10 protein-coding genes are annotated in these 14,535 nt (G+C 71.1%); 4 read left to right on the top strand and 6 right to left on the bottom strand.

The annotated features are described in order from the left end of the window. The first annotated feature begins 46 nt into the window (after positions 1-46). Complete coding sequence (locus tag F8566_RS18480) at positions 47-409, top strand: DsrE family protein (RefSeq protein WP_151561493.1); 363 nt, start codon at positions 47-49, stop codon at positions 407-409. A 110-nt stretch (positions 410-519) separates the two neighbouring features. Continuing rightward, entirely contained in the window at positions 520-1,539 is a 1,020-nt protein-coding gene (locus F8566_RS18475; protein WP_151561492.1) for a TerC family protein, read from the top strand. A 20-nt stretch (positions 1,540-1,559) separates the two neighbouring features. Here the strand turns inward: F8566_RS18475 and F8566_RS18470 are convergent, their stop codons facing one another. Together F8566_RS18470 and F8566_RS18465 are read right to left on the bottom strand one after the other, a co-directional pair. Continuing rightward, positions 1,560-2,306 carry a type 1 glutamine amidotransferase gene (locus F8566_RS18470; RefSeq protein WP_225993302.1) on the bottom strand — a complete coding sequence of 249 codons (747 nt, stop codon included), beginning with the start codon at positions 2,304-2,306 and terminating at the stop codon, positions 1,560-1,562. Next, positions 2,296-3,546, bottom strand: coding sequence for a Mur ligase family protein (locus tag F8566_RS18465; RefSeq protein WP_151561491.1), 1,251 nt, complete (start codon positions 3,544-3,546; stop codon positions 2,296-2,298). Before F8566_RS18465 ends, F8566_RS18470 begins: the two co-directional genes overlap by 11 nt. A 502-nt stretch (positions 3,547-4,048) precedes the next feature. Between F8566_RS18465 and F8566_RS18460 the strand changes: the two genes are divergently transcribed. Further along, entirely contained in the window at positions 4,049-5,581 is a 1,533-nt protein-coding gene (locus F8566_RS18460) for a hypothetical protein (protein WP_151561490.1), read from the top strand. 262 nt (positions 5,582-5,843) lie between these two features. Continuing rightward, positions 5,844-6,581, top strand: coding sequence for a hypothetical protein (locus F8566_RS18450; protein WP_192809734.1), 738 nt, complete (start codon positions 5,844-5,846; stop codon positions 6,579-6,581). A gap of 4 nt (positions 6,582-6,585) precedes the next feature. On the opposite strand, the gene F8566_RS18445 is transcribed toward F8566_RS18450, so the two are convergent. From F8566_RS18445 to F8566_RS18430, 4 genes are all read right to left on the bottom strand, one after another. Beyond that, positions 6,586-9,606 (bottom strand): ATP-binding protein, encoded by a 3,021-nt coding sequence (locus F8566_RS18445; RefSeq protein WP_225993301.1) that lies wholly within the window; start codon positions 9,604-9,606, stop codon positions 6,586-6,588. Between the two features lie 36 nt (positions 9,607-9,642). Beyond that, on the bottom strand, positions 9,643-11,763 hold the full coding sequence (locus tag F8566_RS18440; RefSeq protein WP_192809733.1) for a type IV secretory system conjugative DNA transfer family protein: 2,121 nt from the start codon (positions 11,761-11,763) through the stop codon (positions 9,643-9,645). Between the two features lie 285 nt (positions 11,764-12,048). After that, entirely contained in the window at positions 12,049-12,939 is an 891-nt protein-coding gene (locus F8566_RS18435; protein WP_151561488.1) for a class I SAM-dependent methyltransferase, read from the bottom strand. 22 nt (positions 12,940-12,961) lie between these two features. Beyond that, the gene (locus F8566_RS18430; protein ID WP_151561487.1) at positions 12,962-14,533 is read right to left on the bottom strand and encodes a DUF2142 domain-containing protein; all 1,572 of its coding nucleotides are present in this window, start codon (positions 14,531-14,533) and stop codon (positions 12,962-12,964) included. Positions 14,534-14,535: the final 2 nt, after the last annotated feature.

Raw genomic sequence — 14,535 nt, 5'->3', positions numbered from 1 at the left:
GTGCACGCTACCCCCTTCGCACCCCCGGCAGGGTTAGGGTGCCGGTATGGCGAGATCTCTGGTGATCAAGGCGACGGCCGGTGCCGACGGCGCGGAGCGGTGCAATCAGGCCTTCACGGTCGCGGCGGCCGGTGTCGCCAGCGGCCTGCCGGTGTCCCTCTGGCTGACCGGCGAGTCCGCGTGGTACGCGCTGCCCGGCCGGGCCAAGGAGTTCGAGCTGCCGCACGCCACGCCGCTCGACGACCTGCTCGACGTGGTGCTGAAAGGCGGCCGGGTGACGGTCTGCACGCAGTGCGCGGCGCGGCGCGACATCGGCCAGGACGACGTCATCGAGGGCATCCGCATCGCCGGTGCGCCGACGTTCGTCGAAGAGGCCACCGCGGACGGGGCGCAGGCGCTCGTCTACTGATTCCCGGCTCGGGGGGCACGGACAAGGTGACATCCGTCGCGGGGGCGGCGCTGATTGATCCTTCGTAGATCGGACATAAGGCTCGACGACCCGTCCCCGAGGGAGGCCGTGTGATCGAGATCCCGGTGTGGCTCTGGGGTGCGACGATCGGCCTGATCGTCGCGCTGTTCGTGTTCGACCTTCTGGTGGCCGTGCGCAGGCCGCACGCGGTCGGGCTGCGCGAGGCCACGTTCTGGTCGGTGTTCTATATCGCGGTCGCGGTCCTCTTCGGGCTCGCGCTCTTCCCGCTGTCCGGCTCGGACGCCGGCACCGAGTACTTCGCCGGCTGGGTGGTGGAGAAGAGCCTCTCGGTCGACAACCTCTTCGTCTTTGTGATCATCCTGGCCCGCTTCAGCGTGCCCGAGGAGTACCAGCAGAAGGTGCTGCTGTTCGGCATCGCGGCGGCGCTGGCCCTGCGGGCGGTCTTCATCGCGGTCGGCGCGGCGGCGATCAGCATGTTCTCGTTCACGTTCCTGATCTTCGGCCTGGTGCTGATGTGGACGGCCGTCCAGCTGATCCGGCACCGGAACGAGGATCCCGACGTCGACGACAACTTCCTGGTCCGCCGGACGCGCAAGATCATGCCGTTGACCACCGACTTCCACGGGGGCCGGATGTTCGCGCACGAGAACGGGCACCGGGTGATGACGCCGCTCCTGGTGGTCTTCGTCGCGATCGGCAGCACCGACCTGCTGTTCGCGCTCGACTCGATCCCGGCGGTCTACGGCGTCACCAAGGAGCCGTTCATCGTCTTCGCCGCCAACGCCTTCGCCCTGCTCGGGCTGCGGGCGCTGTTCTTCCTGGTGGAAGGGCTGCTCCTGCGGCTGGTCTACCTGTCGATCGGGCTGTCGCTGATCCTGGCCTTCATCGGCGTCAAGCTGATCCTCGCCTTCGTGCACGAGGACGTCAGCAAGTCCGCGCCCGAGATCCCCACGCCGCTCTCACTGGCCGTGATCCTGCTGATCTTGGTGGTCACCACGGTCGCCAGCCTGGTGCGGTCCAGGTCCCATCCGGAGGAACGCGCGCACGCCGCTTCCCTGCGCAAACGCAAGCGCAAGGAAGAGCAAGAGGAAGAGCCCGCCCGCTCGTAGCCAGAGTGCCGAAGTTCGGCTCAGCCGGAGGTGAGGACGGCGTTGAGGCGTTCCTCGCGCAGCCGTCCCGCCCAGGAGTCGTCGATGGGCTGCAGCTCGGCGCCCACGGCCCAGCGGAGCAGCAGGTCGGCCAGGCCAGGATTGCGCACCAGCGCGGGGCCGTGCATGTACGTGCCGAGGATCCGACCCGAGTAGGCCCCCTCAGTACCGTCGCCGCCGCCGTTGCCGACGCCGGCGACGACGCGGGCGAGCGGCCAGGCGTTCGGGCCGATATGGGTGACGCCCTGGTGGTTTTCGAAGCCGGTGATGCGTGGCACGTTCAGCTCGGTGGCGACATCGCCGACGACCTCGCCGACGGCACGCTGCTCGCCGCGGCCGCTGCGGATGTCCAGCAGGCCGAGCCCGGGCAGCGGCTGCCCCTCCTCGCCGCCGAACTCGTGGCCGAGGATCTGGTAACCGGCGCAGACCGCGAAGACGACGGCGCCGCGCTGGACGGCGGCGTGCAGACCGCCGTCGTTGCGGAGCCGCTGCGCCGCGAGGATCTGCGGCCGGTCCTCGCCGCCTCCGAGCAGGTAGACGTCGCCGTCCGGCGGCACCGGCTCGTCCGACCGCAGGTGCACGGTCTCGGTCGGGATGCCGCGCAGCGCGGCCCGGCGCTCCAGGACGATCGTGTTGCCCTGGTCGCCGTACGTGGAGAGCAGGTCCGGATAGATCCAGACGATCTTCAGCGGGCGGTGGGGCCCGGCGTTCGTGGGGTCAGACGACACGGCCGTACCTCGTTCGGATGTTCTGGAAGGCGGTGTAGTTGGCGATCACGTCGAGCTTGCCCGGCGGCACCGCCATGACGGCCTGCTCGATGTCGTCGACGATCGTGAACGGGACCTCGGCGGCCTCCAGCCGGGCGGCGAGGTCGACGCGGCGCTCGCCGGTCACCCAGACCGGGCGGCCGCGCAGGATGCGGTAGTCGACGTCCCACAACCACGACGTGTCGCGGCCGTCCGGGCCCTGCGCGTTGATGGACAGCGCGACCGGACCCGGCGCGGGCTCCAGCACGTCGAACGCCTCCAGCCAGCCCGCCGGGTTCTTGGAGAGCAGCAGGCGGATGTGGCGGTTCTCATGCTCGACCGTGGTGTAGCGGCCCGCCACGGAACGGACCTCGCCGAGGAGCGGCAGCGCCTGCTCCGGCGGAACCCCGAACTGCGCGACGACCGCGAGGGCGATCACGGCGTTCGACTTGTTGGCCCGGCCGGGCAGGGCGAGCTGCGTCAGCGGGAACATCCGGCCGTCGGGGGCGGTGACCTGGTCGCCCTTCAGCACCCAGTCGGGCCGCGGGCGGGCGAAGTGGCACTGGCGGCAGCGCCAGTCGCTGTCCTCGTCGGTGTCCTGGCGGTCCAGCGGGCCGCCGCACTCGGGGCAGCACCAGGAGTCCTCACGCCAGTGCTGCCCGGCGGCGACCCACGTCACACTCCTGGCGGTGGAGGCGCCCCAGGTGACGAGCGGGTCGTCGCAGTTGGCGATGACGTGGCTCTGCGGCGAGGCCTCCAGGGCCTTGCGCCATTTGCCGGCGAGCAGCCAGATCTCGGCGGCCCGGTCCATCTGGTCGCGGCTGAGGTTCATCAGGGCGACGACGTTGGCCCCGGTCTCCCTCAGCACCATGGGGACGTACTTCTCGTCGCACTCGAGCACGCCGTAGCGGGCACCGGGCGCCGAGGCGAGCGCCGACACGTGCCCGGTGGGCATGTTGGCACCGAACGCGTTGGTGGCGACCTCGCCCAGCGGGGTCATCGCCGACGTGATCAGCCGGGTCGTGGTGGTCTTGCCGTTGGTCGCGCTGACGAGCACGAGCTTGCGGTCCTTGGCAAGCCTGGTGAGCAGCTCGGGGTCGAGCTTGAGGCCGACCTTGCCGCCGATCACCGACCCGTCCCCCTTGCCGGCGAGCCGGGACATCTTGGCGGCCGTACGACCGAGCGCGACGGCCAGCTGCGAACGCAGTGGAAGATCGCTCATGGACTCCGTCTTCTCTGGTGTGCGGGGGGCATCTGGGGCGCCTCGGAAAGTCGCCCCGAGCCTAGCCGGAACCAGCGGGGATCTCGCCACAACGTGATGAGATCGCCTGTATGTCATGCCCACTGTGCGTGAAAAATGCGACGAGAGTCACACGATCTGAGGTAAACCACTTGGCTCGATCTTGACCGATGTCACCGGGGCATGGTTCGGTGCCAGCCCCGGATGGCTGCGACTGACCGGACGACAAACCGGATGAACGAGTCGCAAAATCGCCATCGGCGCGCCCGAGAGCGACGTCAACCAGTACTTTGTCGGGGGCCCTGCTGTTTCGTGGGGAAAGCGGCGACAAGGCGAGGTCTGAGCGATGCAGTGTCCGACGTGCGGTACGAACACGCCCGGGACGCTCGGCACGTGTCCGAACTGTACTGCTGGGGGGACGCCCCCTCACGCCCCCCGCGCATACGCACCACTGGACCGGCTCGCGGGACCGCTGGAGACTCCGTTGAGCGCACCAGTGGCCGCCGATGCCGAGGTGGTCGGCGACAAGACGATGATGGTGCCGCCGCCGACCCCGGCCTGGGCACCGTCCCAGGATGCGGCGCTGGGCGGTCTGCCGCCGGCCCCACCCAGCACCCTCCCGCCGCCGCCCTCGCCAGCCGAGGGCCTCTCCACGCCGTCGTCGGGCGGGTTCCCAGCGTCCTCCGGCGGGTTCCCAGCGTCCTCGGGCGGGTTCCAGGCCGCGTCCGGCTCACTTCCGGCGTCCTCGGGAGGATTCCCGGCCGCGTCCGGCTCGCTCCCGCCCGCCGATCCCGAATCGACCGCCGCGTGGACGTTCGATCCCGACGACGACCTGGAGGACGATCCCGCTCCGGGGTCCGGACCCGGCACGGGTGGCGCACCGGCGGCGTTCGGCGCCGCGCCGCCGCCTCCGCCGCCCTCCTGGGCCGGCGCGGGCGCCGGGCCGTCCCCGTACGGCACCGAGCCGCCCGCCGAGTCGATCGTCCCCGATTCCTGGTTCGCCCCGGCCCGCACGCCGGACGAGCAACCGCAGGGCGCCGCTCAGTCCCCCCAGCAGCAGGCCACCCAGCAGTGGGCGCCGCAACAACCGCCCGCCGGGGACTCCTGGAGTATGGACGCCACCCAGGTCGCCCTGCCCGCCCATCAGCAGCAGCAACCGCTGGACGCGAGCGCAACGATGATGGATCAGGGGCGGCCGCAGTTCGATGGCAACGCCACCATGCTCGACCAGGGCATGCCGCACCCGAACGCGCCCTTCTCCCCCGGTATGGATCCCCACGGCATGCAGCCCCACGGCATGCAGCCCGGCGGATACCCGGGGCCGGGCGGCCCGATGGGCCCGCACGGCATGCCGGTCGATCCCGCCTATGGCGGCCAGCCTCCGCCGCGATCTTCGGGCGGCGTGAGCAAGGCGCTCGTCATCACCGTGGCCGCCCTCGTCGTGGTCGCGCTGGTCACCGTCGGCCTGGTGATGTGGCCGGAGGGTGAGAAGAAACCGCCGGCCGCCAAGCCGCCCGCAACTACGGCGCCCAACAAGAAGGTGTCCGACGACAAGCCGCTCCCCGTGGCCACCAAACAACAGGCCATGGCCGTGCACAGGCTGCTGAACGCCAGCGCCCAGACCCGCCGGGAGCTCGCTGCCGCGATCGGTAAGACCCGCAAGTGCGAGGACCTGCCCGCCGCCATGACCGGCTTCCAAGGGGTGGCCCAGCGCCGGCAGAACCAGCTGCGCCGCACGAATGGCCTCAAGCTCGACAAGCTGAGCCGCGGCGAGCAACTGCGCGCGGCACTCCGCCAATCGTTCCAGGGCTCGCTGGAGGTCGACCAGGCGCTCATGACATGGGCGCAACAGGCCCAGCAGAACTGCAACGGCAAGCCCAAGCCGGACGCCACACAGGCCCCCGGCCGCGCCGCCGCGGAGCGCAAGGCCACCCTGGGCAAGAAGCAGCTCGTCAAGCTGTGGAACCCGATCGCCAAGAAGACGGGACATCCGCAGCGACGCTGGAACGGCGTATAACCATCTTTACTGGCTGTAGGTCTCTTGACGCCATGTAGGTATCTTGTGACCGAAGGTTCCCCCTAAGTAAGGGCTTGGTATGAGGTGCCCGCGATGCGGGAGCGAGGCCGATGCGGCGCTCTCCACCTGCCCACGGTGCGATGCGCCCCTTGGCGGCAACGCGGCTGGTGAGAACGCGACGACTCCGGATCCGGGCGGACCGCGGTTCGGATCGTCCGACCGGCCTCCGCCCACGCCCTGGTCGCCCGCTCCCCAGGAGCCGGTGCCGTGGTCGCCGCCTCCGCAGTCCGATCCCTGGACGCCGCGCGAACCGCCGCACGGGCCGCCGCACGAGCCGCCGCCGGGCGAGACCTCGATCTCGCTGTCGCGCGAGCCGTGGGACGAGCCGGAGATCTGGCAGCCGCCGCCCAGCAGGCAGAAGAAGAAGCACCTTCCCCTCATCCTCGTCGCCGCGGGCGTGGTGCTGCTCGCCGCGGTGGCGTCGGCGATCGTGTTGTGGCCGAGCGGCTCGTCCGACAATGCCGGGTCGCCCGGGCCGCAGCAGAGCGAGAGCGTTCAGCAGACCCAGAACGGCGATGGCGGGACGCCGGCGGCAACGACGTCGGGACCCGGGCTGACCGAGCAGGCGGGCAAGGTCGACGCCCTGCTCACCGAGATGGTCGCGACCCGGTCGGAGCTGGGCACGGTCACCGGCGACGGCGAGTGCGAGAGCTCCGGCCTGCGGCGCATCCGGACCCAGCGCCAGGATCAGCTGGAGAAGGCACGCGCCCTCGAGGTCAGCGCGCTGGAGAGCGGCACCGAGATGAAGGACGCGCTCGTCCGGGCGCTCGAGGCATCCGTCGAGTCCAACAAGCGCTATCTGGACATGGCGCCCGACTGCCCGTCGACCGCGACCGACGCGGACAGCCGCGCCTCCCAGGCCAAGTCCGAATTCGTCCGGTACTGGACCCCGATCGCCGAGCAGGCGGGCCTCCAGACCCGCTCCGCCGACACCATCTGACGCCTCACTCGGTCGGGAACGGCAGCCCGGCGTCCGGATCCTCGAACGGCGCGATGAACCGTTCGGGCCAGCTCAGCACCGGATCGAGCCACGAGCTCACCCGCATGGTCTCGGCGACGTGCGCGAGCTGCTCCTCGTCCGACAGCCCGATCCCGACCACCGCGAGGTCGCGGACGAAGCCCTCGTGGTGGTCGTCACCGGCGAGCGCCGTGATCGCGATGGGCCGGTTGCGTTCCAGCTCCATCGACAGCGGATGGCGGCGCAGCGCGCGCAGCCGGTGGCCGAGCCTGGGCTCGGCCGGCTGCTTCAGCCCCGGCAGCTGGTAGTCCAGCGGCGGCGCGGGCGCGTGCTTGTCCGGGGCGCCGGAGCCGAGCGGGAAGAGCCGGTCCATCTCGTGCAGCCAGCGCAGCTGAGGGATCACCCAGGCGGGTCCGGGCAGTCCTCCCGCCAGCCCGTACGAGCCACCGAGGAGCTGCTGCGCGGACGCCGCCACGGTCGCGGTGAGCTCCGATGGCGCGAACGCGGTCCGCAGCGCCCACGCCCTCCTGGTGACCGCGCGCTCGACCAGCGTGGCCAGGGTGCACTCGCGCAACCGCGGCATGAGACGCGACCAGGCGCGGCCGAGCTCGACCGGTACGCCGGGCAGGGGGCGATTGGTGACGTGGGCGAGAACGAGCGTGTCCGTCCAGAGCCGCAGCCAGGCCCAGTCCGCGTTCCCGGCCAGCAGGTCGGCCTCACGCAGCTCGTACAGCGAGCACGCGCGCCCCGAACGGCACTCCACACCGCACGCGGCGGAGCGCCGGCCGTCCACCGGAGGCGGCGGGCCGGGCTGGACGGCCTCCCGCCCTTCGCCCAGCGGCACCCGCACCCGCAGTGGCCGGTCCATGCCGTCCGCGAACACCGCCGCGACACCCGGCCGCAACGACACCACCTCGCGGGACTGCTCGGTGTCGAGGTTCATCGCGGAGCCGACCTGGTGCCGGTCGTCGTACGCGGGGAGCCGGTGCACGACCTTGAGCGCGGTGTTCTTGATGACGTCGGGAACGAGCTTGGTGGGGATCTGCTCGGCGACGATGATGCCCTCGCCGTACGCGCGGATCTCGGCGAGCATGCCGGCGAACAGCTCCACCGCGTGCGAGCTGGTGCGCTCGGGCCCGCGGTTGCGCAGCAGCCGGTGCGCCTCCTCGATCACGATCACATGCCGCAGGCCCGGTGAGGTCCCGCTCCCGGCGGCCCGCGCCCGCATCCGCAGGTGCTCGACGACCCGGATGATGAGCGTGCCCATGAGGAACGCCTTGTCCTCGTCGTTGGCCACGTCCTCGATGGCGAGCACGATGTTCTCGCGCAGCATGCCGCCGATGTCTGCCGGATGGCCGCCCTCGAAGAACCGCCCGGCCGAGCCGATGCGGAGCGACCGCAACCGTACGTCCACGAAACCCTGGACGTCGGCCATCAGCTCGCGGCCGTACCCCACGTCGCCGATCACCTGGAGGGCCGCGTTCTGGAGCTGTTCGAGCGTGGGCACGGCGGGCTCGATGAGCGACCCGGGCACGCCCGCGCCGGTCACCACGTCCCAGCCGTTCGACTCGTACACCCGTTGCAGCGCCTGCGCCATGATCTGCGGGAACGGCTCCTCGGCGTCGAACGCCGCCTGGAACAGCGCGCGCACCATGTCGATGTGCGCCTGCACCGGATAGCCGGGCTCGGGTGCCAGCGGGTTGACCGACAGCGGCACCGACGCCGGGTCGGACGGGTTGACGACCGTCACCGGTCCGCCGAGGTCCTCGATGCGCCCGGACATCGCCGCGTACTCCGACTTGGCGGGCTCGATCGCCAGCCAGGGGATGCCCGCGCGGGTCAGCTGCTCCAGCAGGTGGCGCACGGTCTGCGACTTGCCCGCGCCGGTGGAGCCGGTCACGAACACGTGCCGGTTGATGGTCGAGCGCGGCACGGTGAACCGCCCGACCTGCCGGTCCTGCCCGTCCAGGATCGCGCCCAGCTCGATCCTCGGCTCGTTGGCGTTCACCGGCACGGCGTCGTCGGTCTCGGACGTCACGTCGAAGTAGCCGGCGTCCAGCACCCGCAGCCCCGGCACCTCGCGGCGCGGCAACCCCGCCAGCGCCGCCAGCGCGCCCGCCGTCGCCACGAACGGGTAACGCTGTTCCGACTCCACCGCCGGGCGGGGGAGCGCCGGGCTCGACGCGGGCGGCCGCAGGATCTCGCTGAACGTGCCGCTGCCGTGTCCTGAGCGCAGCCGGTACGGATGGTGGCCGAGCTCCATCGAACCGACCAGCACGGGCGCGATCTGGCTCAGCTCGGTCTCGGACGCGGCGCCCGCGAGCACCCGGACACGCCAGAGCCCCGCCTCCCGGAACGCGTCGAGCTCCGCCAGGCGCTGGTCGGCGCGCGCGACCGCCAGCCGCGCCTGCTCGTCCTCGCCGCGCCGCAACATGCGCAGCTCGTGATGCAGCTCCCGCATCTCGGTGTCGAGCAGCCGCTCGTCGCACGGGTCGGCGACCACGAACCAGCCGAACGGCCGTTCCATCAACGTCATGAGCGTCGCCTCGAAGAGGCTTGCGCCGTTGTCGGCCGACTTCACCTGCGGCGCGAGGCGGCCGGGACACCGGGTCCACACCATCCGCTCGGCCCGCCGCAGCCAGCCGTCGCCGATCGGCACACCACGCGCTCCGCTCGGGAACAACAGCCCCTGCTGGGTCTCTGGACCCGGGCTCACGGGACCCGCGTTCGTGATGAGCTCCAGCGGCGCACCGCCGCCCGGGGAGATCCACCCCACCACGAAAGGCCGCTGCCGCCGTGCCGCCGACAGCACAGCGGGGAGGACGCTCACGAAGTCCCACTCGGCCGACGCGTTCCGCTCGGGAGCGGGGATCGCCTGGATCCGGTACCAGGGCCCGGGCAGGACGGAGCCGTCCGCGCCCTGCCGGCCAGCGGGCTGACCGGCTGGATGACCGGCGGAGTGGTGCTGCGGGCCGGGAGGTTGACGCATGCTGGGGGCTGGGGTCACGCCAGCATCCTTACCTTCGCCCGCCCCCTCGCGCCACTACTCGGCAGGTGGTTTCGGCGGGGGGTCTTTTGGCGGAGGGTCGGCGGCGTGCCTGCCGTTCTTCTTCAGCGGCGGCACGATGCGCTGCGGCCGCGGCCCGGTGCCTCTGGGCAGCGCGTGGCGGGCCCGCGACCCCCCGGTCGCGCGCGGCGAGGGCGACGGTTTCTTCCGGCCGGGCCGCTCAGAATCGGTCTCGGAGTCCCCTGCACCCTCGCCGGTGGCCTCTGGAGCCGCCACCTCCGTGCCCTCCGGGCTGTCGCGTTCCAGCTCGGCCTGCCGCAGCCGTTCCTGCTCGCGTACGTGCTCCTCGAACTCCACCGAGTGCGCGGTCGGCAGCGTGATGATGCCGGGGTTGGCGTCCACCAGCAGGATCCGGCGGCCCGTCGCGCCCGCGTGCGTGAAGACCATCGCGGTCAGCGGCAGCTCCTGGAGCTGCGGCGGCTCGATCAGCAGTTCGCGGAAGCGCTGGCGCGTCTCGGTGGCCGGGATGCTGCGTCCCCAGGCCGTGGACGAGCTGATGCCCTCGACCAGCGCGGTGTCGTCGGCCACCGGAGCCGGAAGCGCCGACCACACCGGGTCGGTGAGCTCGTCGCCCCGCCGCCGCGCGAACGCGACCGTGCTGGCGTAGGTCTCGCCCGCGACGTCGGACAGGGTCTCCCCCGCCGCATCGGTGATCTCGGCGACCAGCAGGCGATGGTCGGCGCCGATGTGCTCGGCGGCGATCCGGGCGTCCTCCGGGTTGCCGAGCCGCATGAAGCCCACCGCGGCGTGACCGCGCCGTCCGAGCCGCTCGCGGACGTGCTGCGGGATCGACCGGTACATCAGCACGAGCCCGGTCCCCGTGGCCTCGCAGGCGTCGACCAGACGGTCCAGAACGTCTCCACGCAGCTTCTCAGCGCCGCACAGGAACAGGGTGTGGTCCCACTTGCCTCCGGGCGGCGCCTCCCGGATCCGGTGCGTGAGGGCCGTCGTGACGTACGTGCCGAGCACCCGGTTGGTGAGGACGCCGGCCCGCCGGTCCATCGAGACCACGTGCAGCCGCGACGGCGGCAGCCGGACCGGCTCGGTCGCCAGCCTCTCCAGCTTGCGCAGCTGCGCCTCCAGCGCCCAGGCCCGCCGCACCACGATGCGGTCGGTCGCGTCCCGGCCGAACAACGTCGCGATCCGCTCCAGCTGCTCGTCGGTCAGCAGCCCGCGCCGCAGGTCGTCTCGCGGATCGCCCACCTGCGCCAGCACGCGCAGCGCCGCCGTGATCTGCGGGATCGTCACCCCGTCGCCGAGGACCTCGATGAGCCGTTCCAGGATCGAGTTGTCGAACGAGAGGTCGCGCGTGCTGCTCTGCTCCTCGCCCGCGCTGACCACCAGCGACAGCACGTCGGCGAGCGCCTCGGGCCCGAGCCCGCGCGTCGCGTCCAGCCGTGACAGATCCGCGGGCAGCACCCACACCAGCGGGTCGTCGCCGCGATCGGCCGCAAGCCGCAGCAGGTCATGCGCGACCGCGCCCTCGGAGAGGTCGATGACCGTCACCCGGGCGCCCACCGCCAGCCGTGCCGCGCCCATGGTGGTCACGGACGCGGACCAGCCGGCGAGCGTGCCGCCGACGACGTCGACGCGGTCGACGCCGGGCGGGACGGCCACGGGGTACCACTCGCGCTGGTTCTCGTAAGCCCGCTGCCGGCGCTCCCAGTCGGCCAGCGCGGTCGCGTACTCCTTTTCGGCCGCGTCGCGTGCCCGGCTCCGCGCGGCGTGTTCCCGCTCGCTCAGCGCCCGTGCCTGCGCGATCCGCTCACGGACGACGCGTTCGTCCCGCCACAGCGCCGAGCCGGTGATGGCGAGCACGACTCCGCAGGCCAGCAGGGCCACTACCGCGAACGCCCAAGGCAGCACGCCGACGAGACCGCACAGCAGGAAGAGCGCCATGCCGACCCCTGCGCCGATGCTGGCGATGCGCAGCGGGCGCCCGGCGAGGTGCTCCGCGGGCATGCGCCCGGGCACGCCGCTCGGCACCGGCTCCGCGGCCGGGAGCTCGGGCGGGGTGGGCGGCGGTCCGGGGTCCGGGTGCACCTGTGCGTAGCGCCAGCCGACATAGACGCGATCGGCCTGTGTCAACCGCGCCATTGCGGACCCGCTCGCCATGTCCGTCACGTGGTCAAACCCCTGGGTGTCGCGGGACGGTAAGAAACGCCTGGGGGCTCAGTTGGGTCAGATTCCTACCCGCACAGAGTAAAGACGTTTCCGGCACAACGCGCCACATTCAACCGAACACGAATGCCCATGGCCGACTTGAGCCACCAATTCGGTCACCCGGTTCACCTGCGGCAAAGATCGGACACCGCACACCGTGAAGTTGGCCGGATCCGGCCAATGATTCTCCGTTCTGCTCCGGCCTTCCTCTGGACGGCCTCAGACCTGGGGGTCCGCCTTCACAGGAAGGAAGGCATCGATGGCCATGGTCGGGTGCGGGTACTTCCAATCCACCGACGAGAACGGGATGTACATGCCTTCAGGCTGGCCGGGCAGGAAGTAGTTTCCCATCCACTGGTCCGGGCTCGTGACCGAATCGCCGGGGCGGTAGTTGGCTCCCAGGGCCTCGAACTTCACGTCCCTGCCGAACATCGCGTAGATCGCGGCGTCCACGAAGTTGTAGTACTTGATGTCGCCGCGCAGGTGGGTGTCCTGAAGCGCCAGGGCGTGGACGAGGTCGCGGGCGAAGTACAGGGAGCTGATGTCCTTCACGACCTGGTTGAAGTCGTGCGCCCCGTCGTGGTGGACCATCGCGCGCGTCTGCGGCTCGTTGAGCAGCACCGTGTTCACGTACGTCGGCAGGTCTCCGTAGAACATCCGGACCCTCGACATGGCGCGAGGGAAGATCCGGCGCAGCCGCTCGTAGGTGAACTGCAGGTACACGTGGTTGGCGTCGACGAGGTCGAGTTCCAGGCCCATGGGCTCGACGCAGCCGGCGAGCACGGCCGCGGAGCCGCCCATGAAGACACCGACGTCGACGAGCCTGGACAGCTCCCGGTGAGTGCGTTCCACCCTGGTGAAGACGTCGAAGTAATGGTGCGCGCTGCACTGGTCCTCGTAGGCGATGCCGGCGCTCTCGATCCGGGCGGCGATGCGATCGAAGACCGTGTTACGGCCCTCAAAGATCTTCAGATCGGCGTGGTGCCCGCTGAGGATCGGGATGCCGAGCGCCTCAGCCGGATTCTCCAGGTCCGCCAGGGTGGGATCCGGTTCGAGGAAGCTTCCCCACGCGTCGTGATGCATGGCCACAGTAGCGACGTAGTCAGTCATTCCAGATACATCTCCTTGGACGTCAAGGTGCCGGGACTGCCTCCGGTGTCCCTGCATGGCGGGTTGTTTCTGGGGGCGGCTGCTTCCACTGGGATCGGATGGCAAGCCAGATCGTGGTGCCCAGTCCGATCAACCCCACGACCATGGTGAGCAGGGCCGTTGCCGAACCTAGTGGAGGTTGCCATGCGCCCGTCAACGGATTGAGCACCGGGACTTCCGGGTTGAGTCCGTGCTGGTACCGGATCATGGTGTACCACAGGGCGATCAATTGGAGTGGCAACGTGAAAACCGCCATCCAGCCGATCGCTGAACGCGCGAGAGACGGCGTGAGCAGGTCACGCCGGTCGATGACGTGGGCGGCCAGCAGCGCGGCTCCGACAGCGGAGGGAAGGATGTAGCGGCCTTGCGCCATCATCCCGTTCTCTTCGGCCCCGAAGATGTCCATCTGCAGCGGCAACCCGAAGGCGACCACCACGGTCAGGACCAGCCGCCAGCGGTCGGCGCGCCCACCGGCGGCGAGGGCGGCGACGACGAGAAAGCCGGTCACCGCGTACCAGACCGCATGGAAGCCGGTGGGCATCTCGACGTCCACCCATCCGAAGAGGCCGACCATCGACTCCAGATAGAAGGGGACTCGTTCGACCACGACCACCGCGAACGCGTCCGAGACGCCGAGACCCGCTCCGCCCGGGACCGGGACGAGCTCGGTCGCGTCCATGACCACGGTCCAGGCCGCCGAGGCCAGGCCCGCCGTGGCCACCACCGCGGTCGTGATCCATACACCGCGGTCGCGGGCCAACCGGCCCAGGCGGCCACGGCCGGCCGTGCCCAGGAGGACCGCTCCCGCCAGGGCCACGAACAGAGGCCCGGCGGGCCGCACGCAGGCGACCACCGAGGCGGAGACGGCGACGAGGACCATCAGCCGCCGATCGGGGGGTGCGTCATCGAGAACGAGCGGTATCAGCGCCGTCCACATCGCGATCGCCGCTGCGATCTCCAAGCCGCTCGGATTGATGACGCCGGCGAGGTGCATCGTCATCGGGGTCACCGCGACCAGGAGCCCGCCCAGCAGGAACGGGCGCCGGGACCAGGCGAGGACGCTGTGCACCGCGGCGGCGAGGAAACCGGCCGCGAGCGCGGCGCTCACCAGTCTGGCGAGCAGCAGGCCGGTCTCGTCGGGCCACCACTTGAGCGGCCACCCGACGAGGGCGGCATAGGTGGGTGGATACCGTCCCGTCGACGTGAAACGTTCCACGAGCTTGTCCGGAGAGGTGGGAGCCGGCTTCAGGCAGTCCGCCGGTTGCCTGGCCTTGAACGCGAAGCACGGCGGCGACCGCCGGAAGGCGCCCGCGGGGACGGTCTGCCAGACTCCTGACAACGGACGGGATTGGCCCTCGACCTGAACCCGTGCCGGCGGCGCCCCGAAGCCTCCGCTGACGACCCCGACGGCCCGGGTGATGTGGGCCTGCTCGTCCGGCCCGCCGTCCCAGGGCATGGCGATCGCCCAGCCGGCACCGACCGCGAAGAAACCCAGAAAGGCCAGGAGCGTGAGCAGCCGCGCTCTCCGTGGTGCGGCCAACCGGGGTTGGGGCATCG

Origin of the sequence: Actinomadura rudentiformis, assembly GCF_008923185.1 — a bacterium.
Classification (GTDB): Bacteria; Actinomycetota; Actinomycetes; order Streptosporangiales; family Streptosporangiaceae; genus Spirillospora; species Spirillospora rudentiformis.
Note: the sequence above shows the minus strand (reverse complement) of the source record. Positions and strands in the feature narration are given on the sequence as shown.